This is a genomic window from Cupriavidus sp. 05T41 (genome assembly GCF_056396525.1).
Genome location: NZ_JBFTLQ010000035.1, coordinates 22,250 through 45,680 on the forward strand (window position 1 = coordinate 22,250; position 23,431 = coordinate 45,680).

The following is a 23,431-nucleotide window of genomic DNA, read 5'->3' on the forward strand; positions in this document are numbered from 1 at the left end:
CATCCTCCTCAGAAGCGCGCATTGAATTCGAACTGCAGCGTGTCGATGGCCAGCGGCGGGCCGAAGACTTCCTTGGTGGAAATCCAGCGGCCAGTCACCCATGCGTTCCTGTCCAGCGCATACGAGCCGCCCAGGTAGTAGCCGCGCGCATTGGTGCCGCCACCGTGGAACGTCGAGTCGTTGTAGCCGTCTGGCATCGCATCGGGCTCGATGCGCTTGTAGCCGGCCAGCACGTTCCAGTCGCCGCGTGCCGCAGGCGTCGGCTTGCCGAACGTGGCCTGGAACATGTAGGCATTGCCGCCGCTCTTGAAGTCTTCACGGCTGGTGCCGCCGCTGCCGCCGAAGTTGTTGACGATGCCGCCATTGGCCCGCGCCCACATCGCGCCTTCGTCATAGGCAAGGTTGCGGATGTAGTTGCCGTCCAGACGCAGCCCGTAGCCGGCCACCTTCGTATCCCAGCGCAGGTTCACGTCCATCAGCTGGAACTTCGAGGCCAGGCCGACGTACTGCGGTTGCGGCGTGTTGGCCGGGTCCAGCGGGTTGAGCGCGATATTGCGCAACAGCATCAGCGTGTTGCCCTTCTGCATGAAGGCCGGACGCGTCCAGTCCGTGTTGCAGCCATCAGCGCCCGCGTACAGCGCGCACGGCGACGACACCCGGCCGGTGACGTTGTGGAAGTCGTAGTACGCCAGCGCGCCACGCAGGCGGTTCTCGTTGTTTACCTTCCAGTCAGCGCCGAACTGCGCGCCCAGCAGGTACTTGGTCTCGCTCGACATCTTGTCCTGGCTGTTCGACGGCGCGTTGTCCTTCGAGTACTCCAGCGGGATGAAGCCCAGCGTGCCGAACAGCGTCACGTCGCGGTTCGGCAATGTCTTGTCGAACTGCGCGGCGATACCGTCGAAGTTCAGGTCGTACGAGAACAGCGTGTCGGTGGAGACGAACGGATTGCCGAAGCGGCCGCCCGTCAGCTTCATCCACTGCGTCGGCTGGTACGACAGCCATGCCTGGTCGAGCCACACATCCTTCTTGGCCAGGCCGCCGCCCAGCGTCTGGTTGGTGGAGACCGGGCTGTTGTCATTGCCCGTGGCAAGGCGCACGCCGGCCTTCACGCTGTCCGTCACGTCGGCCAGCACGCCCAGGCGGGCGCGGGCGCGCCACTGGTTCGGCCGGTTCTGGCGCGTATTGAGCAGCGGCGGCAGCGACAGGTTGGTGTTCGGGTTGACGTCGAAGCCGTTGCCCGAATTGATGGCGGCCCAGTCGATCTGGATATCGCTGTTGCCACCCGAGTAGAAGCGCGACTCGTTGCGCAGGCGCACGTCGCCCTCCACGCGGATCCGCTTGGTCCATTCCGGTGTTTCGTTCGGCGCGGCCCAGCCTTCGGCCTTGGCCTGGGCCATGACCTCGCCCTTGACCTCGTCGCGGATCTGGTCGCGCACGGTTTCGGGGATATACGGCACGCGGACTTCGCCGGGTACGGCCGCAGTCGCAACGGACCCTGCGGCGGCACCGGCTGCCACGCCCGCGGCGGGCGCGGGACGCTGCACCAGTTGCGTGGCCATGGCTTCGGTCTGGGCCTGGGCCAGCAGCGCCTCGCCGGTGTTCTTGTCCAGCGCGCCGCTCTGGATCAGGCCACGGATCAGCTTGATCATGGCGCTTTCGGACGGCGCGGCGTCCTGCGCATGGGCAGTGCCAGCCGTGGCCAGGCAGGCCATTGCGACAGCCAGCGCCAGTACATTGGCACGCACCGCATGGCGCGGGGAGTGAGCGAATGGTTTCATCGTTCTTTTCAGGATGCTGTTGGGATGAAGGCAGACATGCGCTACGGCCGCCGCCCCTTGATGGACAGCCGCATCGGGAAGCGCAGCGATGCAGGCGGCTTCTCGTCGGCACGGAAATCACGGACCATGGCCAGTACCGCGTCGTCGGAGTCGGCATTGCCCGAGCCGCCCACCAGTTGCACGCGGGTGACACGGCCATCCGTGTCGAGCCAGATTTCGATGCGGATGTCGTCGAACGCCAGCTGGCGCGTGCGTTTGTCGCGCACGAATGCCTGCTGCAGGGCGCCGGAGACATAGGCCGAGTACGAGCGGCTGCCCAGGCCGCCGCCGCTGCCCGTCATGCCGCCACCGCCGCCGGCCTGGATGCCGAACGCATCGTTGCCGGCCTGGGCGGCGCCGTCGATGGTGACGGCCTGCCCCAGGTCCTGAGACGGGCTGGGCGGGGCGTCATCCTGCGGGGCCTCGGTGGGCTCGGCGGGCTTCGGCTCGGGCTCCACCACCTCGGGCTTGACGGGCTCGGGTTCGGGCAATTTTTCCGGTTCGGGCGGCGGCGGGGGCGGCGGGGGCAACACCAGCATCGGCGTGCCGGGCACCTCGCGCCGCGTGGCGGCGGTGTCCGACAGCAGATGCCAGAACAGCAGCACCACCGCACCGAGCACCAGTGCACCAGCGCCAAACCCGCCCCAACGCCGCCACAGCAGCGCGGCACGGCCGCCGGGTGCCAGCGAGGGTTCGTGACGGTTCACGCTCATCGCTCCTCAGGCCGGCTTGCCGGTCACCAGACCGATCTGGTTGAGATCGATCCGGCGCAGCAGGTCGAGCACCTCCACCACCCTGGCGTACTGCACCGACGCATCGCCGCGCACGATCACCGGAAAGTCCGGCGTCAGCGCCTTCTCGGTACGCAGCCGCTCTTCGAGCTCGGGCAGCGACACCGGATAGGCGTCCAGGAACACCTGGCCGGCGTTGTCGATCGTGATGGCCTTGGTTTTCGGTTTTTCCAGCGCCACCGACGCGCTGGCCTTCGGCAGATCCACCTTGATGCCCGGAATGCTGGCGTTGCTGGTCAGGATGAAGATCACGAGCACCACCAGCAGCACGTCGACGAACGGCGTGATATTGATGCCGCCGCTGCGCTTGCGCACACCGAACCTGTTTGCGTTTGCCATGATCGCGGCTCCGCTTCAGGCGCGTTGCAGGACGGGCGCGTGACGGCCCTCGCCCTGCTCTTCGGCCAGGCGCGTGGCGAATTCGTCCACGAACACGGCCATGTCGGCGGCGATGGCGTCCGAGCGCGAGGCCAGCCAGTTGTAGCCGAACAGCGCGGGAATGGCCACGCCCAGGCCGGCAGCCGTACACAGCAGCGCCGCCGCCATGCCCGGTGCCACCGAGTTGATGTCCACCGCGCCGGCCATGGCCGCCACCACGAACACCAGCATGATGCCGATCACCGTACCGAACAGGCCCACATAAGGCGCGCCCTCGATCGTGGTGGACAGCCAGTTCATGCGGCTTGCCATGCGTTCGCTCTCGCGCACCATCACGCCATCCATCGATGCGCGGATGGCGCCGATCGTGGCGGCCCCCACGGCGCTGGTGTCGTAGCCCATCTGGTGACGCCGGTGCAGCTCGTCCACGGCTATTTCATAGAGACGCCACAGCGACGAATGCTGCTTGACGTCGGCCGTGACGCGGCCCGTCTTGGCCAGGTGATCGAGCGATACGCGCGAGGCTTCGCGGAACTGCGCCATGAAGGCCACGTTGGCGCGGGCGTTGGCACCGAAGGCGCGGCCCTTGGTGATCATGATGGTCCACGAGGCGGCCATCATCAGGCCCAGCAGGCCCACGACGACCCAGGCGTCCAGCGGCATGGCGGCGAGGATGTAGCCGAAATGGCTCTTGCCGGCCTGCTGCTCGTCCGGGCCGAACGCCGTCAGACGCGAATCGGCGCCCTGCGACACCGCATCGGCCAGCAGCATGGCAGCGGGACGTGCCACCTTCGACACGCGCACTTCGTCGATCGCACCCGGCAAGCCATGCGCGCCTTCGCTGTCGGCACCGATAAAGGCTGGCGAATTCAGCGCCGGCAGCGCGGCCGGGAGCGAGGCGGCAGCCCGGCCACCCACGAACAGCGTCACCGTCTTGCCATCGGCATTCACCGCCACATGCGACCACTGGCCGGCCTGCACCGGTTGCCCCGGATTGCTGCGCTGGCCGTTGACCTGCACGAACGGCACGCCCTGGTCCACGCCAATCAGCAGTTCGCCGGCGCCATCGCGGCGGGCGTAGATCAGTTGCTGTGCGCCGAGCTGGTCGGGACGTACCCACGCCGAGAACGCGAACGTGCCGCCTGCCTGCACCGCCAGCGACGGCGATGCCGGCAGCGCCAGCGAGGCGTTACCCAATTGCGCGCCCTTACCGATGACCGTGCCATCGATGCTGACCACGGCCGTCTGGCTGTTGTTGCCGTACGCCGTGCTGTCGCGCGCCGGGACGCTGCCCTCGGCGAAGTGATAGACCAGCGTGAAGTCCGGATCGAACACGCGCTGGCCGTTGCCCGATGCGGGCGCCTTCGGGTTGCCGTAGTACATCCAGAACTGCTGCTTGCCATTGGCCGCACCGGCGGACACGGCGGGCACATCCACCCACACCAGCGCGATGCCGAGCAGCGGATCGAACTGCTCGACCTGATGATTCAGCACGGTCTTGTCGTCTGCGGCCACGAAGCGGAGATCGGCACCGGTGTCGCTCACGCCCTCGAAGCTGAAATTGCCCGTATGCAGCCGCAGCAGCACCGGCGTGCGGCCGGCGTCGCCGCCGATATTGCCGCCTTGCGGACCGGCGTCGATGGTCACCGGCTTGCGATAGGCCCAGTCTGGCTGCCACCAGGCATGGGCCAGATTCGGCAGGAGCGTGCTCGCCAGGGCGAGCAGCAGGAAGAGGGAACGTCGCATGACAATGGTTCTCCGTTGGCTTTCTTCGGAATGCTGTGTTTGGGGGTGGCGCCGACCGCCGGCCGCGCCACGGAATCAATTGGCGATCAATAGGTGGCGATCACGCTGAAGTTCAGGCGCGGGTCGTAGCGTTCGGTGCGCTGGCCGTTCTTGAGCGGGAAGCCCAGGTCGAGCCGGCCGTTGACGTAGCGCGCCAGCCGGAAGCTCGTACCCAGGCCCACCGACGCCAGCGAGAAGCGGCTTTCCTGCTCGGGCAGCGGATCGCGCAGGCGCAACTGCCCGGCATCGGCAAACGCATAGACGCGCCAGTCCTCCACGGTGCCGCCGAACAAGTCCAGCGGCGGCGTGCGCAGTTCGACCGAGCCCACCACACCGTAGTCGCCCGTGCTTTCGGCCGACAGGTAGCCGCGCACCGAATTCATGCCGCCGGCGGCAATCTGCTCGCTGGAGACCAGCGGCGAATCGGTGATCTGCCCGGCCAGCCGCCAGGCAAGCTGCGCGTTGCCCGCGAAGCTGTAGGTGCCGTTGGTATCGCCCTTGAGCAGCAGGAAGCTGGGCGATGCCTTGTAGCGCTTGTAGTCGAATTCCTTCCAGTCGCTGCCGTAGCCCAGGAAGCTGCGCGTACCGGCCACCATCGCCACGTTCAGGCCATACTGGCCGCGCGTGGTCTGCGTGAAGCCGGAATAGGACAGCGTGATCGGTGCGTACTTGAGCGGCACGGTGTCGCCGGCGTTGCCGAGCCGCGTGACTTCCTTGTTGTCCTTGAAGTCGACACCTAGGCTCAGCGCGTGATACCAGTCGCCGGTGTTCGGCACAGTGTAGGTACCGCGTACCCCGATCGAGTGGCCCTTGCCCAGCACGTTGGTTCCGCCCGTGGTGGCGACGTTGCTGTCGGACAGGTAGCCCGACACCTCGGCGCCCCAGTTGGTGCCGCGAATCGGCGCCAGGTACGAGCCCGACCACACCTGCGTCTGGTTCAGGTCCTGCGGCGAGCCGAAGAAGCTCAGCGAGGCACTGTGCCCCAGCTGCCAGAGGTTGTCATGGCCGATGGACGCCAGCGCGCGCAATTCCCTGGTATCGGCGCTGTAGTCGTTGTTCACGCCGATACTGCCGCGCCAGGGACTGCTGTCCTCGACCTTGAGATCCACGTCCATGGTGCCCGGCAGCGCGCCCTGCTTCACCAGCGGCATGACCTGCCGCTTGCCGCCCCGGTTCAGCTCGGTCAGCTGCGCCTGGGCCAGCGTGAAATCGGGCACCGCGCCTTCGGCCAGCGCCGGCACCTGCTCGCGCACCTCGCGCGGCGACTGGTACTCGGTACCCACCACGCGCACCCTGCCCACGCGGGTTTCGCTCACCTGCAGATAGACCACGCCACCGGTGACCTGCTGCTCGGGCAGATCCACGTAGACGGACTGATAGCCCTTGGCCTGATACGCGGCCAGCAGCGCGTCGCGTGCGGACTCGATGTCCTTCAGCGCGCGCGACGGCCCCAGATACGGCGTTACCGCGCGTTCGATCGTGCGCACGTCCAGCACGGTATTGCCGCGCACCACGTATTCACTGACGTCGACACGGCGCTCCGGCTGAACGTCGGCTCTGCTTTCCGCCTGCACGGCGGCGGCTGCACCGGGCTTCGCCCCGTCGGGCTGCGCCATTGCCACACCCTGTGTCCCCAGTCCAATTACCGCCGCGCACACTGCCTGCCATGGCGGCGACGCGCCCTTCTTCTTCCTGACTCGCATGAGTTGACTCGGCCTTCTTGTATCGATTGCTAGCCCCGCGTGCCATGGTCCCGACCAAGGACAGCACTACTGGGGGCATCACGCCGCGAAACATGATCACCAGTCCTCATGTCAGCGTTACGCACAGATGCCTAGACGGTCAGTAATTGGCAGATATGTCGTTTGTCACGGAAACTTCATGTTCGGACTCGGGACGTGGCACGACACTGACGGCAGACATGCGTGCGTCAGAATGGAGAGGCTATGTGGAAGCGGATTGCGGTGATGGCGATGGTATTCGCCGGTAGCCAGGCATGGGCCGATATGCCGGCCAGCCCGCCCAGGCGGGCCTGTGTTGAGGTTGAAGTCAACGGCGAGCGCGCGCCATCTTATTCCTGCCTGACGCAGGAACTGATGCCCCCACGCAATGACACGGCCGAACAGCGGCAGCTCGGCTCGGAGTCCATCGCAAAGCGTCCGTCCAACCAACTCGGCCTATATAACCGCGCCGCAACGGAACACCGGATGGGCAACACCTTCGGCAGTTCTGTGTTGCCGCAGCGGCCAGCCGGCAACACCCACGGGATGCCCGCGGTGCCGACACCCGCCCCACTGAAGTAGGGATCCGAGGACTGGCCTGGGTCGCAGAGGACGTTTGACGAGGAACAACGACCGTTTCCGGGGCGGAACCGCCTCAGATCGCACGAACTACATGAGCAAAAAACGTCGTCGTTCCAACGCAGGAGCGACTACGAACCTCTTGCGGGCAATGCGAGTCGCGCAACCTCAGCGAAATACCTGGCGCCGACGGTCAGAACATCATCGTTGAAATCGTAGCGACTGTTGTGCAGCGGTACACCTCCCGCCATCCCCGACTCGCCATTACCGATGAAAACGAAAGCGCCGGGCACCACCTGCAAGAATGCGCCGAAATCTTCGGAAATCATCATCGGATCGACCGCACCGTTCACGCGGTCCTCGCCGACAATATTTCTCGCCGCTTCCATTGCAACTGGCACGCACTGTTCCCAATTAACAGTCGGCGCAAACTCGTGGGTGTACTCGAATGTGCATGTCGCACCGTGCATGCGGCAAATACCCTCGCTGATTTCCCGCATGCGGGTTTCGAGCAAAGACTGGACCGCAGGCGTGTAGCTTCGCGTATCGCCCTTGATAATGACATTCGTCGGAATGGCATTGCGAATGCCGTCTGTGATGAACTCGGTGCACGAAATCACCGCTGGCAGGCTGGGGTCGACATTGCGCGCAACGATGGTTTGCAGCGCGAGCACGATTTCCGAGCCGATCACGATGGGGTCGACACCCATATGCGGCCTGGCCGCATGCGTGCCGTGCCCTTTCACATGAATCACGAAATTGTCTTCGCTGGCCATGATGCCGCCTGCACGCGTTGCGATGTTGCCGGCCGCCAGGCCCGGCATATTGTGCGCACCGTAGATCGCCTCGACCGGGAAACGATCGAACAGGCCATCCTGCATCATCGCCTTTGCACCGCGGCCATGTTCCTCGGCAGGCTGGAAGATGAAGCGCACCGTCCCATTGAAGTTCCGACGCTCACTGAGCAACTTGGCGGCGCCAAGAATCATCGCCATGTGGCCGTCGTGGCCGCACGCATGCATTTTTCCTTCGGTCTTCGACGCGTGCGCACGCTCCGGAGCATTCTCGTGAATGGCCAGCGCATCCATGTCGGCGCGAAGCCCAATGACACCCTGACCGCCTCCCGCCTTTAAGTTCGCGACCAGGCCGGTGCCACCTATACCGCGATGCACCTCCATCCCCATGCCGCTGAGCAGCTCTGCGACAAAGTCCGAGGTTCTCAGCTCCTCGAAGCCCGTCTCCGGATGTCGGTGAAGCTCGTGTCGCCATGACATGAGCAGGTCGAGAAGGTCTTTATCAGCGTACATGGGAATGTTCTTTGCGATCGGGGGACCGTTGCATCTTACGAGCGCTGCCCCGCAAGATTCCAGCGTTCTTGTCGGGCAAAATGAAACGTACTTGCGTTGAAGGGTAAGATTTGGCGTCGATCACAGCTATTATTAGGGCGAAAATTGCGCCACGTCAGATTCGTCCAGGAAAGAACTCATGGCTTTGCAACTAGATGCATACGATCGAAAGCTCTTGCAGCTACTTCAGACGAACAACAGGCTGTCACAACGCGAACTCGCCGATGCGGTAAACCTGTCGCCATCAGCGGTGAATCGTCGCATTGCCGCGCTGGAGGCTGACGGAGTCATCATGGCGAACACCTCGGTGGTCGACCCGGCAAGGGTGGGTAAGCCCATTACAGTGCTGGTCCAAGTGAAACTCGAAAGTGAGCGCCTGGACCTTCTTGACGAGGTGAAGAAGCGCTTCGTCGACTGTCCGCAGGTCCAGCAGGTCTACTACGTCACGGGGGACTTCGATTTCCTGCTGGTTCTGGCTGTCGCCGACATGACAGAGTACGAGCGGCTCACGCGTGAGCTCTTTTTTGTCTCCGGCAACGTCAAAAGCTTCCAGACACACGTGGCCATGCAGCGGGCGAAGGTAAGTCTTGGCGTAGCCATTGAATCCTAGGGAAATGCGGCGGGCGAACCCGCCGCATTTCTAGGCGAACTCCCTCGACTCTGCCGCGCTGCTTTCCGACAAGTAAGCGGTTCGGCGGCCGCTTCGAACGCCCCAGCGGTAGAAGACCAGGCCAATTGCGGCAACGACCAACATGTCCCAGCCTGCGGGGATGACTCCCTGCCCGCCGAATTCCTGGCCGCCCAGGTACGAAAGCAGCGCAATTGCAGGCAGATACAAGATAAGCCACCAGGCCGAGCGCAATTCCTCGCCGAAGCCACGCCATCCGGCCTTTGCCTGGTAATAGAGGTATAGCGGCAAGGCTGCGACCATCAGGACGATGACCTGGCCGGTCAGGGGCCACCGCGCCCAGTAGAGGACCAAGGTGGCACAGACGAACGCAAAGGGCGCAATCGGCGACATACCCCGGGTATGCAGCGGCCTATGTATGTCATTGGCATGTTCTCGCAGCGACATCAGACTGACGGGGCCGGAAAGGAACGAGATGACGACCGCAACTGAAATCACGGCGGCCAGGGCACCCCAACCGCGGAAGAAGAACAGGAAGATGAAGGACACCGCCAGGTTGAACCACATGGCTTCGCGCGGCACGCCAAAGATGGGATGGGTGTTGCCAAAGAGCCGGGGCATGGTGTCGTTGCGCTCCATGGCATGGATCATCCGGGCCGTCGTTGCCGTGTAAATTGCGCCGGTTCCCGACGGGCTGATGAAGGCATCCACGTACAGCACCATGGCCAGCCAGTTCAGGTTCAACGCCAAGGCCAGTTCGGCAAACGGAGACGTGAAGTTCAGATGCGACCACCCCTCGCGGATGCTGGCCGGGCTCACCGCTCCAATAAAGGCGACTTGCAGCAGCGCATAGATAAACAACGCCACAAGAATCGAACCGACCACAGCAAAGGGGATGCTACGTGCTGGGTCGCGGGCCTCGCCAGCCAGGCTCACAGGACTCTGGAAGCCGTTGAAACTGAAGACGATACCGCTCGTGGCTACCGCTGTCAGGACCGCCGACCATCCATAGGGCGCAAATGCCGCGCTGGTGCCAATGGCAAAGTTCTCGGTATGGAAGCCCCCCCAGACCAAGCCGACAACCGTTAACGCCGGAACGGCAATCTTGAAGACCGTGATGGCCGAGTTCGTCTTCACGAAGAGCTTGACACCCCAGTAGTTGAGCAGGAAGTAGACGATAACGAGCGCAGCGCTGGCAACCAGGCCAGGCATCGTTAGCTCGCCTTCGGTCATGAGCCCCTGCGCCCATGGGTATGGCCATGAAGCCATGTATTGCACCGAGGCGATGGCCTCAATCGGATGACCACAGCGCCGATGACCCAGGCCAGGATAGCGGCAGGTCCGGCGATCTTCGCCGTGTGCCAAGCACCGAACAGCCAGCCGGAGCCGATGATGGACCCGAGCCCTGTGAACATCAGGGCAATCGGCCCAATACTGCGCTTCTGTGTCGAACTCATTGCTGTCTCCATTTCGTATGGACGCACGTATCCCCGACGATGAGGAGAGCCTCATCGCCGCGGTGTGCGCTTCTTAGTGGGTGATGTGTAGGGTATCGACCGAATCAGCGCGCGAGCCAGGCGGCCTGGCGTGCGAGCACCGATTCATGCGACTCGCCCACCAGTTGCTGGTAGACGGATGGCGCCGTAGCGCCTTCGGTATTGATGAGCAGGACGCGTGAGGTTGCGTCGAGTCCTGCCTCTACGGATAGCGCTGCATTCGCGCGAAGGACGGCCAGGCCGGCCAAGCCTGCGGCACCAGATTCACCGGCGACGACTGGCATGTCACCGGTCTGCTTCCCAGCGAGCTGGTGCATTGCCGTGACCGCATCGTCGTCGGAAATCGTCATGAAGACATCCACGCTGTGCTCGAGGAAACGCCACGCGAGAGGCGACGTCTCGCCACAGGCCAGGCCCGCCATCACGGAGTCGACCGAGCCGGTGGCGTTAGCCGCCTTGCCTTGCAGCGCGCTTTGATACAGGCAATCAGCCTGAACGGGCTCGACGACAACAAACGTGGGACGACTCGCGCCAAAGAACTCCCAGAAATAGCTGGCAATGCCGGCGGCCAGTCCGCCCACACCGCCCTGCAGGAAGACATGCGAGTATGGGGACGGCTGGCCAGGCGCGACTCCTGCCTGCGTCATGATTTCTGCGGCGATGGCGCCGTATCCCTGCATCACGTCACGCGGGATGTCCAGGTAGCCCTCGTAGGAGGTGTCGGAGACGACAGTCCAGTGGTTGGCTGCAGCCAGACGGGCCGCTTCTTCGACGGATTCATCGTAGTTGCCAGCGATTCGCACGATGGTTGCGCCGTATGCCGCGATGGCATCTTCGCGCTCCTGGCTGACATTGGCGTGCAGCACAATCACGCATTGGCAGCCGAAGGACCTGGCCGCAGACGCGAGGGCGCGACCGTGGTTGCCATCAGTCGCACTGATGACCGTGAAGTCCTTCAGCAGGTCTGCATACTTTCCGTCAATCAGCGCCAGCGGCTCCAGGTGCCGCTCTGGGTAGATGCGGAGAATCAGCCGAACCAGGGCAATCGGCGCACCCAGCGCCTTGAAGCTGCCCAGCGGCGAGCGAACCGATTCGTCCTTCGCGCTCAATTGGGCGATGTTCAGGCTGGCGGCAAGCTTGGGGAGGTCGCGCAGCGGCGTGGGGCCGGCGTTCAGTTGGTCCCAGCGAGAGAGCCAGGTGCGGCTGCGCTCGGCTTGCTCGATGCTCATGATGTCTTTGAGCTCGGCGGGATACGCGGTCCGGCGGGCATGCGAATTCTTGGTCAGCATAGGTACTCCGATGGGATGGAAGTTCAGGCCTGAGCTTGGCCGAGGCGATTGAGCACGACGTCGAGCAGTACTTCAGCACCCATAACAAGCTGATCGTCGTCGGTGTGCTCGCGCGGGTTATGGCTGATGCCACCCTTGCTAGGCACGAAAATCATCGCTGCAGGCGCGATGCGGGCGATCATCTGAGCGTCGTGGCCGGCGCCGGAAGTCATGCGCCGGTGAGTCAAGCCAAAGCGGTTTGCCGAAGCTTCGATGCAATCCACGAGGCTGGCATCGAAGGCGACAGGTTCAAAGCGTGCCAACCGCTCGGTGGTGACTTTTACACCCTCCTGTTGGGCCACCTTTTCGAGGAATTCGGCGAAGCGCTGCTCGGCCAGCTTCAAGCGCTCCTCGTCCGCGTCGCGGAGGTCTACTGTGATCGTGGCGCGGCGCGGGATAACGTTGATGACGTTCGGTTGGACGCTCAGGCAGCCCGCGGTTGCCAGTGTTGTGCCACCAGAGTCGCGCGCCAGTTCGCGCAGGAACGTCACCATGGATGCCGCCACGAATCTGGCGTCGTGCCTTAGGTGCGTCGGCGTCGTGCCGGCGTGGTTGGCATTGCCCTGGATGGTCACCTGCTGCCATGAGATGCCTTGCAGGCTTTCGACCACGCCAATCTGGATACCTTCCGCTTCCAGAATGGGGCCCTGCTCGATGTGGAGCTCGACGTATTCGTGTGGGACGATGGCACCCGGCTCCAGGTTGCCGGCATAGCCGATGCGCACCAGCTCGTCGCCGAGGCGCGTGCCGTCCGTGCCAATGGTGTTCAATGCCTCGTCGACCGAAAGGCCGCCTGCGTAGACGAGCGACCCCATCATGTCCGGCTGATAGCGGATGCCTTCCTCATTGGTGAAGGCACCAATCAGGATGGTGCGGGCCGGTGCGACGCCGGATTGCCGATAGGCCCGCGCCACGGCCAGGCCCGCCAGCACGCCGTAGCAGCCATCCAGGGCGCCGGCATTCGTCACGCTGTCGATGTGCGAGCCCATCATCAGCGGAGTCTGGGCGCCGTCATCGGTTGGCGAACGAAGGACACCAAACACGTTGCCGATACGGTCTACGACGACCTCCAGTGCCAGTTCGTGCATCCAGCGGGCAACCAGGTCCCGTCCCGCCTTCTCGTCGTCGGTAAGTGCGATGCGAGTCCGACCACCAGCCTCGCTGTCGGCGCCAATTTCCCCGAGTTCCTTTAGCTGGCGCAGCAATGTGGCACCATCAAGGTGAAGGCGGCGCGGCTTCGGTGTGGTGGTGTTAGACATTCAACGTCTCCAATCCCATGACATTCGTTGTCCAGCGGGCCACTGGGCGCACCGGAATGTCTGCAATGTTAGAGCGTTGCTGCGCAACAGCGTCCCACTTTGCCAGACCCATACGCAACAACCTTGCGTAGTTGGGAAGCAAATCGCAGTGATGCTCTGCTGAAAGGCTCAAGGGCGCGTAGCGGCAGGTCTCTGGCCGCTTCGCCGCTCATTTCGGCCATCGGTAGGAAGCACGGCGAATGACGCAAAAGGGGTCGGCAACCGCCAATGACCGCAGTCGGTCATCGAATACGCTGAGCTAGAATCCCACATCCCTCGCGCCCCATTCTCCCGACGATGAATCCCGGACCGCATGACGTCCTGAGCCGTATCCTTTCCGCATGCAAGGCCGAACGCGCCGTGACGGCAAGTTTCCGGCTCCACGCACCGTGGGCGTTGTACTCGGCCGGCACCGAGGGCGCGCTGATCCGCATGTGTACCGGGCACGGGTACTGGATCTGCGCCGATAGTGGCACGCCTGTCGAGATTGGTCCGCGCGATATCGTCATGCTGCCGCGCGGCACGCCGCATACGGTGTCATCGAAACGGGACCCCGGTGATGGCGTCATGCCCTTCGCCGATCTGCTGAAGGCGCACATGATCGGCCGCCATGGCGGCCATCCGATCGAACTGACATATGGCGCAGACGGCACGGGCACCGCGGACGTCCCACCCACGCAACTGTTCTCCCTTCACCTGTGGATGCCCACGCTTGACGTGGGCGCTATCCCAGCGGAATTGCCAACGCTGATCGTGCTGCGTGCCGACGAGCTTCCGCTGGCGCACACGCTGGCAAACACGATGGAACTGCTGGTGCAGGACTCGCTGTCTCAGCGTCCGGGCTGGCAATTGTCCGCGGCACGCATGGGCGACCTGCTGCTCGTGCATATCCTGGGCGAGTATCTGCGCACGCCCGCCGCCGCGCGCCAGGGCACGCCGAACGTCCTCGACGACCCCGGCATTGCGCGTGCGGTTGCGGCCATGCACGAGGCGCCGCAACAGGACTGGAGCATCGGCCAGCTCGCCGCCGTGGCATACCTGTCGCGCACGGTGTTCGCCGAGCGCTTTTGTGCGCTGCTGGGCGTGCCGCCGATGCAGTACCTGAGTGCATTTCGCATGAACCTGGCCGCCGAACGGCTGCGCCAGCCGCATGTACGGATCGCCGAGGTCGCCGAAGCGACGGGCTATGCCCAGCAATGCCACCTCCTTGTTTGCCAGCGAGGGCGATTGAGGGGAATTATTGGGCGGTGGCCATGCTGTGCTCAACCTCCGGAACGCCGGATTCGGGCACTGATCGTCCGGATCTGCAGCGTGTGGCCGCGCGGAGGCGTCAGGGCGCCGATGCGTCGCGCCGATATTGGGTGGGCGATACGCCAATCCAGCGTTGGAACGCGCGTGAGAATGCTTTCTCGGATGCACTGGCACAGGCTGGTGTGCGGGTGACGATGCTAGAGAAGCAGCAGGAATGGCGATTCCAAAGTTCCGGCATCTTTATCTATCACAACGGACTTGCGGCGCTCGGCAGCCTCGGGGTACTGCCGGAGATCGTGTCGAGTGGCTTTGCCATTGCCGATGGCCGGAATATCTACCTGGACGAGCGCGGCCAACCGATCACCGAAACTTTCTATCCGTCCCGTCATCCGGACATTGCGCCGATCGTCGGTATTCGCCGGGCCGAAATGCACCGCATCTTCGCTAGCCGACTCGATGCGCTGCGCGTCGATATCCGCTTGGGCACCACCGCTGTCCGGATCGACCAGAAAACGGCAGAGCACGTCACCGTTGCACTCTCCGATGGCACCTCGGGCCAATACGATCTTGTGGTCGGGGCGGAAGGCATTCGCTCGGAGATCCGCCGCCTGGTCGCAGGCCCGCTGGAAGGTCTATACCGGACTCGGCGTCTGGCGCAGCGTGCACAGGCGACCGAAGGACCTCCTCGAAAAAATCATGATGATGGGTACCGGCAAGCGGCTCGGCATCATGCCGATCAGCGATGACCAACTGTACTTGTTCGGCACGCTGCCTGAGCCCGCCGGGCAATGGTATGAGCGGACCGATTGGCCGGCGCTGATGCAAGCCCGTTTTGCGGAGTTCGGCGGCCCGGCGCGCCAGTTCCTGGACGCGCTCTCTGCCGACGCCGAAGTGCTCTACACCGCCGTGGAGGAGGTCGCTGCCCCGCTGCCCTGGCACCGTGGCCGTGTAATCATGATCGGTGACGCTGCGCACGCCTCAACACCCTTCATGGGACAAGGCGGCGCGATGGCACTCGAAGATGCGGTGCTGCTGGCGGAGATGCTGTCGCGCGACGTCGACGTGGAGGCCACGCTGCGAGCCTTCGGTGAGGCACGCTATCCCCTATGCAAGTTTGTGCAGGACACCTCGCGTAAAGTCGGCGAGGCCGGGGCACAGGAAGACGCGGCCATCCTGGGGGCGCGCAACGAGACGATGCGGCGCACCGCACAGCGGCCGGTGGACGAATTCTACGCGCGGATGGATGCGCTACGCAGTCAATTGCCCTCGGCGCAGTGCGTCTGACAGAGGGGTACAGCCGCACCTCCCCGCGCAGACTCGAGCTTGCTGTCGTCCTCGCGATGGTGGCCGACGAATTCGATCACCCCGTCGAGGTCACGCATATCTCAGATGCATGCCTACTCCCCAGTCGCTAGCGCAGGCGCAGCAAGAAGGCACCGCTGCCCGAACGGTGGGACAGGTGGGGCGCTGCGAGCGACTGAGGGGCCGAATGGGCGCGCACGTCCCGTTTCCTTGGGGGACCGCGCCGTGATCCGGCGCAGCCCCGTTTCCTTCCGCGCTTAGCCCATGTGTGCGCCGGTGACGGCAACCACCTTGGCCCAGCGCGCGATCTCGCCTTGCAGGAACTGCGTGAACTGGGCGGCGTCGTTGCCCACCGGCGTCAGGCCTTCGCCGGCCAGCCGCTTGCGCATCGCCGGCGACGCCACCGCGGCACGTACCGATTTCTCGAGTTGCGCCACCAGGTCCGCCGGCATGCCGGCAGGGCCAAGCAAGCCATACCACGAGCTATATTCGAAGTTCGGCACCACGTCGGCAATCGGAGCCAACTGCGGGAACGCGGGCAGCCGCTTCAGGCTGCTGACCCCCAGCCCCTTGACCTTGCCGGCCTGCAACAGCGGCTGCACCGTGGCCACATTGCCCAGCAGCAGGTCCGCCTGGCTGGCCACCACGTCAGCCACGGCGGGTGCCGCGCCCTTGTAGGGCACGCTGACGAGATCGATGCCGGCCTCGTGCTTGAGCATCTCGCCAGCCAGGTGGTTGGCGCTGCCAATGCCGGCCACGGCAATGCTGAGCTTGCCGGGCCTGGACTTGGCCAGCGCAATCAGCTCGCGCACATTCTTCACCTCCAGGTCAGGCCGCGACACCAGCAGCAGCGGCGAGGTGGCAATCAACGAGATCGGCGTGAAGTCCTTGAGCGGATCGAATGGCTTCTTGTCGAACAGCGCCGGATTGATCGCATGGCTGGTGTAGCAGAGTAGCAGCGTGCTGCCGTCCGGATCGGCCTTGGCTACCGCCGTGGCGGCGATATTGCCGGCCGCGCCACCGCGGTTCTCGACGATGAAGGCATGCTTGCTGCGTTGTTCCAGTTCGGCGGCCAGCGCGCGCGCCACCAGGTCGGTGCCGCCGCCCGGCGTCGCGCCGACCAGCAGTTTGGTGACTGCTGGCGCGGCGCGCAGGCTGGCGGGCAGCATCGCACCGGCGGCCAGCAGGGCGAGGAAGTCGCGTCGTTGCATGGTTTGTCTCCGTTTCTCTCGTTATCGTCTTGCGATTGGGGGATCGCTTGTGCGCGCGGTTCAGTCAGGAAATCCGTACAGCAGGGCCGGGTTGTCCACCAGGATGCGGCGGCGGACATTGGCGTCCGGCACCCAGCCGGTGAATTCATCGATCAGCGCACCGTCGTCGGGCACCTGCTGCGGCGCATTGAGCGCCGGATGCGGCCAGTTAGTGCCGAACAGCAGGCGGTCAGGCCGGGTCTCGACCAGCGCGGCGACGATCGGGGCCATGTCGGCATGCCCCGGGCCGGCGTCGGAGCGGCGATACCAGCTCGAGATCTTGGTCCAGCAGTCGTCGCGCTCGCGCAGCAGCCGCAGCATGGCCTGGAAACCACGGTTGCCCGGGCCCTCCGCGCCACGCACGCAGCCCATGTGATCGAACACCAGCGGCACCGGCAGCCGCATCAGCTGCGGCTCCAGTTCGGCGATCTCGTCGGCATGCAGCACATGCACCTGCACGTGCCAGCCGAATGGGCGGATCCGTTCGGCGAAATGGGCGATGGCCTGGGTCCCGCCATAGCCTTTCACATGCGTGGAGACGCGAACGCCCCGCATGCCGCCGGCATGCAGGGCCTCGATCTCAGCCGGGGTAATGTCGGGATGGAGCCCGGCCACGCCGCGCGCCCGCTGCTGGCCGATCGCCGGGATGACGTCCAGCGTAAGCCGGTTGTCGGCGCCGTAGACGCTGGCGCTGACCTGCACCGTGCGCGTCAGGCCGACCAGCCGGCACATCGCGAGGTATTGATTCAGCGTGGCGGGCGCGGGCGTGTACGAGCGCTGCGCCACCAGCGGATAGATGCGCGGATCGTCGTAGACGTGGCAGTGGCAGTCGGTTGACCCGGGCGGCAGCACCAGCGCAGGGCGCGATACCTGCACGCGCGGTGGCAGGCAGACCGGCGGCTGCGTGTCGATTGTCTCGGTCATACAGCCCCTCCTAGTTCGACACGGTGATATGGGCGTCGCCGATCACCTGGCTCCATTTGGCAGTCTCCTGCCGCAGCGTCTTGTCGAAGTCCGCAGGCGGGCCAGCCTGCACGTCGGCGCCAAGCTCACGGAACTGCCTGGCCGTACTGTCGCGCGCCAGCGTCTTCTGCAGCGCCGCGTTGACCCGTGCCAGCACTTCCGGCGGCGTGCCCTTGGGGAACATCAGTCCGGTGGTGGTGGCGGCCTCGAAGCCGGGCAGGCCGGCTTCGGCCAGCGTGGGCAGGTCCGGCATCAGCGAAGAGCGTTGCGCGGTGGTCACGCCCAGCGCCTTGAGCTTGCCGGCGCGGATCTGTGTCAGGGTGGAGGCGAGCTGGTCGAAGGTCAGGTCGACGTGGCCGCCGAGCAGGTCGGCCACCGCGAGGCTGCTGCCCTTGTAGGGCACGTGCAGCAGTTTTGTGCCGCTCTGCTTCTGGAAGTATTCACCGGTCAGGTGCGCGGCGGTGCCAACACCGGCAGTCGCCAGCGTCAGCTTGCCAGGCCGCGAGCGCGCATAGGCGATGAAGCCGGCCAGCGTGGTGGCCGGCACCTTGGGGCTGACTACCAGCACCAGCGGTGCGCGCGCAATCGGGCCTGCCGAAACCAGGTCGCGCTCGGGTGTCAGCGTGGCGGCGGGATTCAAGGCCTTGAGCGGAGCCAGCGCACCGGTGGACGCGAGCAGCGCGGTGTAGCCGTCGGGCGCGGCGCGCGACACCGATTCCGCGCCGACCAGGCCGGCGGCGCCGGCGCGGTTCTCCACCACCACGGTCTGGCCGAGCGATTCGGACAGGCCGGCGGCGACGATGCGCGCAGTGGCGTCGATATTGCCGCCGGGCGGGAACGGCACGACCAGCTTGATGGGCTTGTCAGGGTAGGCGGCGGCCGCGGTGGCGGCGACCGCACAGAGCATGGCGCCAAGGAAAGCGTGCAGGCGGTTGGTCATATTGTCTCCCCCAATGTCGTTCTGGGTCTGGTAATGGGTGCGGCGGGACGGCCCGGATGGGTCAGTCGTCCTCCGCATAGCGGCGGCCGGCATCGAGTAGTTGAGGCGTGCCGATCAGCCGGTTCAGTGCGTCGAAGTCGTTCATTTCCTCCATGAAGGCGCGCGTGCTGCCGTCGGCCCTGAGCCCGGCGAAGTAGCGCTGCAACTGGTGCGAGGCGAAGCGCACGGTGCCGCCCGGGTATATGACGATGCGGTACCCGCGCTCGCCCAGCTCCGACGCGCTCTGGATCGGCGTCTTGCCGCCCTCGACCATATTGGCCAGCATCGGCACGCGCGCGGCGAAGCGGCCGCAGACGCTGTCCATATCGCCGGCCGACACCACGGCTTCGATGAAGAGCGCATCCACGCCGCAGGCGAGGTAGGCCTCGGCGCGTTCGATGGCGGCGTCCAGGCCTTCTACGGCGACCGCGTCGGTGCGCGCGAGGATCAGCGTGCCTTCATCATGGCGCGCGTCCAGCGCGGCCCGCAGCTTGCCGCACATTTCACGCACCGGCACCAGCGACTTGCCGGCCAGATGGCCGCAGCGCTTGGGAAAACCCTGGTCTTCCAGTTGGATCATCGCGGCGCCGGCGCGTTCGAAGGCGCGCACGGTGCGTTGCGTATTGAGCGCGTTGCCGTAGCCGGTGTCACCGTCCACGATCACCGGCAGCGACACGCGATCGGTGATGCGCGCCAGCACGTCTGCGGTCTCGGTGGCGGTGGTCAGGCCGACGTCGGAACGGCCCAGGAGGGTGTAGGCGACGGCGCCACCCGACAGATACAGCGCCTCGAAACCGGCCTGCTCGGCCAGCAGTGCGCTGAGCGCATCGTAGACCCCCGGCGCCAGCACCGGCTCGCGCCGGCGCAGGCGCTCCTTCAGCGAAGGCACAGGCTTGGCGGCGGCGTTCATGCGGCAGCTGCCTCGGATGCGCTGGCACCCTGCCCGGCCAGGATGCGTGCCATGTCTTCCTGAATCAGTTGCGGACGCCAGGTTTCGAACAGCATGCCGAGCGCGGCCGCCTGACGTTTCTCGTAATCCAGGAAGGCCTGCGTGATGGCGCTGCCACGCACGCCGCCGCGCACCGATCCGGCACGCACGTCGCCGTAGTACTCCTTCCAGTCCTCGGGCAGCGGTTGCGAGCCCGGCACGGCCAGCCACAGGCGGAACAGGTGACGCTTGCGGTCCGGCTCGTCATGGTCTTCGAACGGCGTGCGCGAATGCAGCGTGACGTAGTTGTTCAGCAGCTGCATGTCGCCTTGTTCCAGCTCCATGGTGAAGCAGAGCTCGTCGCTGGGCATCAGTTCGTCGAGCAGGTCCAGCGCCTCGACCTGTGCCGGCGTCAGGCGCGGCAGTTCCGGGAAGTCGCGCTGGGCAGCGACGGTGTTCTTGCGGTTGGTGCGCGCCGAGAAGAATTCAGGATGGCTGCCGAAGATCGCGCAGCGGTAGTACGGTGGCTGCGACGGATCCTGTGTGCTCTGGTAGCTGTGGAAGAACGGGCCCTTGAGCACCGGGATCAGGTCGGGGCGGCGCCGCTGCACTGCCTCATACAGTGCAATCGAGCTGATCACCTTGCTGGTGCCGCCGGACCTGGCCGTGCGGCGGCACAGCAGGCCCACCACATCGCAGGAGTCCTGGTGGAAGTCGAGCCCGGCATTGGTGTTATAGCCGCGACCGCCCTTGACCTTGTACTCGCCGCCCTCATTGCGCACGTCGTTCATGAACTGGCTGGCGCGGTTCTGCGTGCGGCCCACGCCCATGTAGAGGCTCATGCCCCAATAGGCCAGGCGCGCTTCTTCCTCGTTCCACTCGTCGACGGGGAAACCCTTGACCAGGCACATGCCCCAGCCGCCCTGCGTGATGTCGATGGCCCGCTCGAGCACGCCGCGCGCGGCCTCGTTCAGCGGGAAGTCGGCCTGTTCCATGTCCAGCAGCGGCTTGCCCAGCGCCCTGGCATGGTCGAGCGCGTCGCGCATGCCCTGGATCTCGGCCTCGGTCATGCGCAGGATCCAGCTACGGTCTTCGCGGGCCTGGCGGGCGGTCCAGGGCAGAGGGCGTTGGGATGTGGCGATGGCTGACATGTCTGGGGTCTCCTCCGTTTGTGTGCGTGACGTTGGAAGCCAGTCTATCGATGTCGCCTATCATTAGAAAAGCGAACATATTTGAGTTTCTTCGTAAGAGTTTTTGATGAAGATTGAGACCTTCCATACCCTTGAGGCGGTGCTGCAGACTGGCACCTTTGCGGGCGCAGCCCGCCAGGCCAACGTCACGCCAAGCGCCGTCAGCATGCAGATGAAGCAGCTCGAGCTGTATCTGGGCAAGCCGCTGTTCGATCGCTCCGGGCTGCAGGCGCGGCCGAACCAGCTTGCCCACGAGGTGGCCGACACCCTGCGCCAGGCGCTGCAAGGCCTTGAGGCGTTGCGGGCCGGCGGCGGGCTCGTGGTGGAAGGCGTGGTGCGGCTGGGGGTCATCGAATCGCTGCAGCCGATCGTGCTGCCCGGCATCGTGCGCTATGTCCGGGAGCGCCATCCCCGGCTCGAACTGCGCCTGGTGCGCGGGCGCAGCAGCACGCTCACGGCCTCGGTCAAGGCCGGGGATATCGATGCAGCACTGGTGGCGCAACCGCCATCGGGCGGCTCGGCCCGGCTGCGCTGGACGCCAATGTTGCGGCGCGAGCTGGTGATGATTGCACCGCCCGGCGCGACCGAGACCAACGTGGCGTCCCTGTTCCGCCTGTACGACTGGATCCGCTATGACCGCAATACCGTCTCGGGCGCGATGGCGGCGCAATTCGTGCATGCGCACGTGTCCGAGATCCGCGGCACCCTGGAATTCGACAGTGCGCCGGCCATCGTGGCAATGGTCAGCGGGGGGCTGGGGGTGTCGATCCTGCAGGGCCCCGATCCCACGCTGGTGCAGAACTACCCCGTGCGCCTGGTACGGCTGGGCCGCGCGGCGCCGGTGCTGACCTTGTCGATGGTGACGCGCAAGGGCGATGACGATAACCGCTCGGTGGAGGCGGTGCGCGATGCGATGCGGCTGACGCTGGGTGCCTACCAGCGCCAGCAGGTGGCCGGGCGGCACTGAGGCGCGCCGGGACCCGTCTCATGAATGTCCGCTTAGGGTCCCCGCCATTTCGACAGGTCTACCGCGCGTTCAGCCGCTTTTCTGACAAGGCGTCGAGTCGGATCACGAGATCGACGCCGCTTTCCATGAAATCGATCGGTAGTCCGCCCCGTCGAACTTCCGCCAGGTCACCCAAGCATCCGCAACAGATCGGTGTATGAGACCAGCTTGCGTTTCTCATTGGAAAGCGTCTTTCGTTTGGGCGCCGGGCGGGTTGGTTGGCCGCGCTCAAACTTGGCGGCGGCGCGAGCGCCCTCGCGCGCGTAGGTCCGCGCGGCCTTGGCTTCCGCCTTCAGGCGTTCGGCTTCTAGCCGCGCAGCAGCGCGTTCCTCCCGGACAACATCCTGCACGGCCGACATGATTTCGGCTCTTAGCAGATCGCGCCTTTGCTTGGCAGCGGCACGGGCAGCCTGCAATTGCTCTTTCCTCTGCCGCAGCCAGTCTTTCCGGTTGACCGGTGCAGGCCTGGCCTCTGGCGGCACGCTCAGGCGCAAAGCCCTGCTGATTGCAACTCTCTCGGTCCGCAGCGTCCGCCGCGTTTCCTGCTTCGCATCACTCACGCTGCATCACTCCCAGCATCACATAGATGCGGTCCATGCGTCACCAGTTGAAGTCCATGAACTCACCCGGCCAACCTTACCATAGGACGCCATTTCGGGCTTGGATGACGGAGGCTAGACATCGGCAAACCGCGGCGACCGGCGGTTCCCGGCCTCGGCCATTCGTCCGCCGAGCTTCCGATGATCAAATCAAGGTCTTGATCGGCATAGGGGGCGGCGGCTACCCGCCGAAGGTGGCGCTGTCGAATCTCGTCGCGTCGCTGAAGGGCGTGTCATCACGTATGCTCCGACAGCAGTTTGGAGACTTTCATCTGTGGCTGAAGCGGCGGGGCGTGTTGTGGTCGCCTTCCTATATCGCGTCATCGTGCGGCGGTGCGCCGATAGATATCCTTCGGCAATACATTGAGGAACAGCAAGCGCCCTACTAGGACGCCTGCGGCGTCCGTGCTCTCGACACCGGACTAAACTCCGGGGCTTCCCGCACATCTGGTGAGCGGTCACGGGCCTGAAAAGTGAGGGCGCAACTGGTTCTAGTATTTCCCCCTCAACATCGCGCCGTGCCATCCAAGTTACGTTAAAATCACTTAAATGCGCGCCATTGGACAGGCGCAATCATTCGCTTGGCGTTGTCTGCCGTGTTTGCACGGCGGCGGCGCAGAAACATGCTCATCAGCGCGCGAAATCTCCGGTTTGCGACAGGTCTGCTCGCTTATCCAGCAGCGATTCCCACGGTACGCCAGCGTCCCAGCGCTCCACCAACAGATCGATGAAGGCCCGGATGCGTGGGGACATGTGTCGCTTGCTGGGATAAAGCACACGGATAGGGTCGGGTTGG

The 23,431-nt window shown here is 65.0% G+C and carries 21 protein-coding genes and 2 pseudogenes; 7 read left to right on the forward strand and 16 right to left on the reverse strand.

The genetic code is table 11. The features are described from left to right. Positions 1 to 8: 8 nt before the first annotated feature. The 5 genes from AC1DKV_RS20845 to AC1DKV_RS20865 all read right to left on the reverse strand — a co-directional run bounded on the left by AC1DKV_RS20845 (position 9) and on the right by AC1DKV_RS20865 (position 6,387). A complete protein-coding gene (locus AC1DKV_RS20845; RefSeq protein ID WP_441619996.1) occupies positions 9 to 1,778 on the reverse strand; it encodes a putative porin in 1,770 nt (589 codons plus the stop codon). 41 nt (positions 1,779 to 1,819) lie between these two features. After that, positions 1,820 to 2,524, reverse strand: coding sequence for an energy transducer TonB family protein (locus tag AC1DKV_RS20850; protein ID WP_477116346.1), 705 nt, complete (start codon positions 2,522 to 2,524; stop codon positions 1,820 to 1,822). 12 nt (positions 2,525 to 2,536) lie between these two features. Next, on the reverse strand, positions 2,537 to 2,947 hold the full coding sequence (locus AC1DKV_RS20855) for an ExbD/TolR family protein (protein ID WP_441619992.1): 411 nt from the start codon (positions 2,945 to 2,947) through the stop codon (positions 2,537 to 2,539). Positions 2,948 to 2,962: 15 nt separating this feature from the next. Continuing rightward, a complete protein-coding gene (locus AC1DKV_RS20860; protein WP_441619990.1) occupies positions 2,963 to 4,732 on the reverse strand; it encodes a DUF2341 domain-containing protein in 1,770 nt (589 codons plus the stop codon). 86 nt (positions 4,733 to 4,818) lie between these two features. Further along, on the reverse strand, positions 4,819 to 6,387 hold the full coding sequence (locus AC1DKV_RS20865) for a ShlB/FhaC/HecB family hemolysin secretion/activation protein (protein WP_441619988.1): 1,569 nt from the start codon (positions 6,385 to 6,387) through the stop codon (positions 4,819 to 4,821). 330 nt (positions 6,388 to 6,717) lie between these two features. On the opposite strand from AC1DKV_RS20865, the gene AC1DKV_RS20870 reads away from it, so the two are divergent. Then, entirely contained in the window at positions 6,718 to 7,074 is a 357-nt protein-coding gene (locus AC1DKV_RS20870) for a hypothetical protein (RefSeq protein ID WP_441619986.1), read from the forward strand. Between the two features lie 128 nt (positions 7,075 to 7,202). Here AC1DKV_RS20870 and AC1DKV_RS20875 read toward each other — a convergent pair whose 3' ends face one another. Next, positions 7,203 to 8,378 carry a M20 aminoacylase family protein gene (locus AC1DKV_RS20875; protein ID WP_441619984.1) on the reverse strand — a complete coding sequence of 392 codons (1,176 nt, stop codon included), beginning with the start codon at positions 8,376 to 8,378 and terminating at the stop codon, positions 7,203 to 7,205. 178 nt (positions 8,379 to 8,556) lie between these two features. Here AC1DKV_RS20875 and AC1DKV_RS20880 point away from each other — a divergent pair, with 178 nt between their 5' ends. After that, on the forward strand, positions 8,557 to 9,027 hold the full coding sequence (locus AC1DKV_RS20880; protein WP_441619982.1) for an Lrp/AsnC family transcriptional regulator: 471 nt from the start codon (positions 8,557 to 8,559) through the stop codon (positions 9,025 to 9,027). A 30-nt stretch (positions 9,028 to 9,057) separates the two neighbouring features. Here the strand turns inward: AC1DKV_RS20880 and AC1DKV_RS20885 are convergent. From AC1DKV_RS20885 to AC1DKV_RS20895, 3 genes and pseudogenes are all read right to left on the reverse strand, one after another. Beyond that, positions 9,058 to 10,502: pseudogene (locus AC1DKV_RS20885) on the reverse strand (APC family permease). Positions 10,503 to 10,606: 104 nt separating this feature from the next. Continuing rightward, positions 10,607 to 11,830, reverse strand: coding sequence for a diaminopropionate ammonia-lyase (locus AC1DKV_RS20890; RefSeq protein WP_441619980.1), 1,224 nt, complete (start codon positions 11,828 to 11,830; stop codon positions 10,607 to 10,609). 23 nt (positions 11,831 to 11,853) lie between these two features. Next, positions 11,854 to 13,128 (reverse strand): Zn-dependent hydrolase, encoded by a 1,275-nt coding sequence (locus AC1DKV_RS20895; RefSeq protein ID WP_441619978.1) that lies wholly within the window; start codon positions 13,126 to 13,128, stop codon positions 11,854 to 11,856. 336 nt (positions 13,129 to 13,464) lie between these two features. On the opposite strand from AC1DKV_RS20895, the gene AC1DKV_RS20900 reads away from it, so the two are divergent. From AC1DKV_RS20900 to AC1DKV_RS20910, 3 genes are read left to right on the forward strand one after another with little or no spacing between them, the layout of a single operon-like run. Then, positions 13,465 to 14,610 (forward strand): AraC family transcriptional regulator, encoded by a 1,146-nt coding sequence (locus AC1DKV_RS20900; protein WP_441619976.1) that lies wholly within the window; start codon positions 13,465 to 13,467, stop codon positions 14,608 to 14,610. A 2-nt stretch (positions 14,611 to 14,612) separates the two neighbouring features. After that, positions 14,613 to 15,164: a Rossmann-fold NAD(P)-binding domain-containing protein gene (locus AC1DKV_RS20905; RefSeq protein WP_441619974.1), complete on the forward strand. Its 552-nt coding sequence runs from the start codon at positions 14,613 to 14,615 to the stop codon at positions 15,162 to 15,164. Further along, positions 15,115 to 15,702: an FAD-dependent monooxygenase gene (locus AC1DKV_RS20910; RefSeq protein WP_441619973.1), complete on the forward strand. Its 588-nt coding sequence runs from the start codon at positions 15,115 to 15,117 to the stop codon at positions 15,700 to 15,702. The genes AC1DKV_RS20905 and AC1DKV_RS20910 overlap by 50 nt, the downstream gene beginning before the upstream one ends. A gap of 275 nt (positions 15,703 to 15,977) precedes the next feature. On the opposite strand, the gene AC1DKV_RS20915 is transcribed toward AC1DKV_RS20910, so the two are convergent. From AC1DKV_RS20915 to AC1DKV_RS20935, 5 genes are all read right to left on the reverse strand, one after another. After that, positions 15,978 to 16,931 carry a tripartite tricarboxylate transporter substrate binding protein gene (locus AC1DKV_RS20915; protein ID WP_441619971.1) on the reverse strand — a complete coding sequence of 318 codons (954 nt, stop codon included), beginning with the start codon at positions 16,929 to 16,931 and terminating at the stop codon, positions 15,978 to 15,980. A gap of 60 nt (positions 16,932 to 16,991) precedes the next feature. Beyond that, positions 16,992 to 17,894, reverse strand: a complete 903-nt coding sequence (locus tag AC1DKV_RS20920) for an amidohydrolase family protein (protein WP_441619970.1) — start codon at positions 17,892 to 17,894, stop codon at positions 16,992 to 16,994. Between the two features lie 10 nt (positions 17,895 to 17,904). Continuing rightward, positions 17,905 to 18,873 (reverse strand): Bug family tripartite tricarboxylate transporter substrate binding protein, encoded by a 969-nt coding sequence (locus AC1DKV_RS20925; protein ID WP_441619968.1) that lies wholly within the window; start codon positions 18,871 to 18,873, stop codon positions 17,905 to 17,907. A gap of 61 nt (positions 18,874 to 18,934) precedes the next feature. Next, positions 18,935 to 19,822 (reverse strand): isocitrate lyase/PEP mutase family protein, encoded by an 888-nt coding sequence (locus AC1DKV_RS20930; protein WP_441619966.1) that lies wholly within the window; start codon positions 19,820 to 19,822, stop codon positions 18,935 to 18,937. Then, complete coding sequence (locus AC1DKV_RS20935; protein ID WP_441619964.1) at positions 19,819 to 20,991, reverse strand: TauD/TfdA family dioxygenase; 1,173 nt, start codon at positions 20,989 to 20,991, stop codon at positions 19,819 to 19,821. The genes AC1DKV_RS20930 and AC1DKV_RS20935 overlap by 4 nt, the downstream gene beginning before the upstream one ends. 106 nt (positions 20,992 to 21,097) lie before the next feature. Here AC1DKV_RS20935 and AC1DKV_RS20940 point away from each other — a divergent pair, with 106 nt between their 5' ends. Beyond that, entirely contained in the window at positions 21,098 to 21,997 is a 900-nt protein-coding gene (locus AC1DKV_RS20940) for a LysR family transcriptional regulator (RefSeq protein ID WP_441619962.1), read from the forward strand. 167 nt (positions 21,998 to 22,164) lie between these two features. Here AC1DKV_RS20940 and AC1DKV_RS20945 read toward each other — a convergent pair whose 3' ends face one another. Then, entirely contained in the window at positions 22,165 to 22,596 is a 432-nt protein-coding gene (locus AC1DKV_RS20945; protein ID WP_441619961.1) for a hypothetical protein, read from the reverse strand. A 179-nt stretch (positions 22,597 to 22,775) separates the two neighbouring features. Here AC1DKV_RS20945 and AC1DKV_RS20950 point away from each other — a divergent pair. Next, a pseudogene (locus tag AC1DKV_RS20950) lies at positions 22,776 to 23,024 on the forward strand (transposase); the annotation flags it as partial. Positions 23,025 to 23,265: 241 nt separating this feature from the next. On the opposite strand, the gene AC1DKV_RS20955 reads toward AC1DKV_RS20950, so the two are convergent. Beyond that, positions 23,266 to 23,388 (reverse strand): hypothetical protein, encoded by a 123-nt coding sequence (locus AC1DKV_RS20955; protein ID WP_441619959.1) that lies wholly within the window; start codon positions 23,386 to 23,388, stop codon positions 23,266 to 23,268. Positions 23,389 to 23,431 lie beyond the last annotated feature (43 nt).

Bases quoted from the DNA above. Each gene is read 5' to 3' on its own strand.
- AC1DKV_RS20895 (WP_441619978.1), bottom strand. From the start codon at position 13,128: ATGTCTAACACCACCACACCGAAGCCGCGCCGCCTTCACCTTGATGGT.
- AC1DKV_RS20875 (WP_441619984.1), bottom strand. From the start codon at position 8,378: ATGTACGCTGATAAAGACCTTCTCGACCTGCTCATGTCATGGCGACAC.
- AC1DKV_RS20890 (WP_441619980.1), bottom strand. From the start codon at position 11,830: ATGCTGACCAAGAATTCGCATGCCCGCCGGACCGCGTATCCCGCCGAG.
- AC1DKV_RS20930 (WP_441619966.1), bottom strand. From the start codon at position 19,822: ATGAACGCCGCCGCCAAGCCTGTGCCTTCGCTGAAGGAGCGCCTGCGC.
- AC1DKV_RS20910 (WP_441619973.1), top strand. From the start codon at position 15,115: ATGATGATGGGTACCGGCAAGCGGCTCGGCATCATGCCGATCAGCGAT.
- AC1DKV_RS20905 (WP_441619974.1), top strand. From the start codon at position 14,613: ATGCTAGAGAAGCAGCAGGAATGGCGATTCCAAAGTTCCGGCATCTTT.
- AC1DKV_RS20880 (WP_441619982.1), top strand. From the start codon at position 8,557: ATGGCTTTGCAACTAGATGCATACGATCGAAAGCTCTTGCAGCTACTT.
- AC1DKV_RS20915 (WP_441619971.1), bottom strand. From the start codon at position 16,931: ATGCAACGACGCGACTTCCTCGCCCTGCTGGCCGCCGGTGCGATGCTG.
- AC1DKV_RS20920 (WP_441619970.1), bottom strand. From the start codon at position 17,894: ATGACCGAGACAATCGACACGCAGCCGCCGGTCTGCCTGCCACCGCGC.
- AC1DKV_RS20940 (WP_441619962.1), top strand. From the start codon at position 21,098: ATGAAGATTGAGACCTTCCATACCCTTGAGGCGGTGCTGCAGACTGGC.
- AC1DKV_RS20955 (WP_441619959.1), bottom strand. From the start codon at position 23,388: ATGTCCCCACGCATCCGGGCCTTCATCGATCTGTTGGTGGAGCGCTGG.
- AC1DKV_RS20845 (WP_441619996.1), bottom strand. From the start codon at position 1,778: ATGAAACCATTCGCTCACTCCCCGCGCCATGCGGTGCGTGCCAATGTA.
- AC1DKV_RS20865 (WP_441619988.1), bottom strand. From the start codon at position 6,387: ATGGCGCAGCCCGACGGGGCGAAGCCCGGTGCAGCCGCCGCCGTGCAG.
- AC1DKV_RS20855 (WP_441619992.1), bottom strand. From the start codon at position 2,947: ATGGCAAACGCAAACAGGTTCGGTGTGCGCAAGCGCAGCGGCGGCATC.
- AC1DKV_RS20860 (WP_441619990.1), bottom strand. From the start codon at position 4,732: ATGCGACGTTCCCTCTTCCTGCTGCTCGCCCTGGCGAGCACGCTCCTG.
- AC1DKV_RS20935 (WP_441619964.1), bottom strand. From the start codon at position 20,991: ATGTCAGCCATCGCCACATCCCAACGCCCTCTGCCCTGGACCGCCCGC.
- AC1DKV_RS20870 (WP_441619986.1), top strand. From the start codon at position 6,718: ATGTGGAAGCGGATTGCGGTGATGGCGATGGTATTCGCCGGTAGCCAG.
- AC1DKV_RS20900 (WP_441619976.1), top strand. From the start codon at position 13,465: ATGAATCCCGGACCGCATGACGTCCTGAGCCGTATCCTTTCCGCATGC.
- AC1DKV_RS20925 (WP_441619968.1), bottom strand. From the start codon at position 18,873: ATGACCAACCGCCTGCACGCTTTCCTTGGCGCCATGCTCTGTGCGGTC.